At 76.3% G+C, this 675-nt stretch carries 1 protein-coding gene; it reads right to left on the bottom strand.

Features of this window, described 5'->3' with window-relative positions; genetic code table 11:
- The coding region (gene pyrD, locus NZN28_RS14540; protein ID WP_295399372.1) for a dihydroorotate dehydrogenase (quinone) at nt 1-651 on the bottom strand (651 nt) is incomplete at its 3' end.
- Nucleotides 652-675: the final 24 nt, after the last annotated feature.

The following is a 675-nucleotide window of genomic DNA, read 5'->3' as shown; positions in this document are numbered from 1 at the left end:
GAGCTCGAGGTCGGGCGCGAGCTTGAACAGCAGCGGCACCCGGCGCCGGTGCCGCGCGGCGAGGCGCTCGCGGGCGTCGAGCAGCTCGCCCGCGAGCCGCCGCAGGCTCTCGGCCGCCTGCAGCGCGCGGAGCCCCGGGGAGTTGGGCGAGGAGAGGTTCACCACGAGGTAGCTCGCGAAGGGATAGAGCCGCTCCATGCACAGGCGGCAGTCTTCGGCGGCCTGCTCGTTCGGGGTGTCGCGGTTGCGGCCGACGTTGATCCCGAGGATGCCCGGAAAGGGCCGGCGCTCGAGGCGCCGGGCCAGAGCCTCGGCGCCCTGGTTGTTGAAGCCCATGCGGTTGATCAGCGCCTCGTGGGCGGCGAGCCGGAAGAGCCGCGGTGGCGGGTTCCCGGGCTGCGGCCGCGGTGTCACCGTGCCCACCTCGACGAAGCCGAAGCCGAGGGCTGCGAGGGCCGGGAGGTGCCGCCCGTCCTTGTCGAGGCCGGCGGCGAGGCCCACCGGGTTCGGAAACTCCAGACCGAGGACCCGCCGCGGCCGGGCGGGCGGGCGGGGCAGGGCGAGCCGGACCAGCGGCCGGGCGATCGCGAGCGCGCCGAGCGCCGCCGCGTGCGCGGTCTCGGGCGGGAGGGCGAAGAGCAGCGGGCGCAGCAGGGCGTACACGGAAGCCCGGCA

It is taken from the genome of Meiothermus sp. (genome assembly GCF_025056915.1).
Taxonomy (GTDB): domain Bacteria; phylum Deinococcota; class Deinococci; order Deinococcales; family Thermaceae; genus Meiothermus.
The sequence above is the reverse complement of the archived record's forward strand: the minus strand, read 5'-3'. Positions and strand labels throughout refer to the sequence as shown.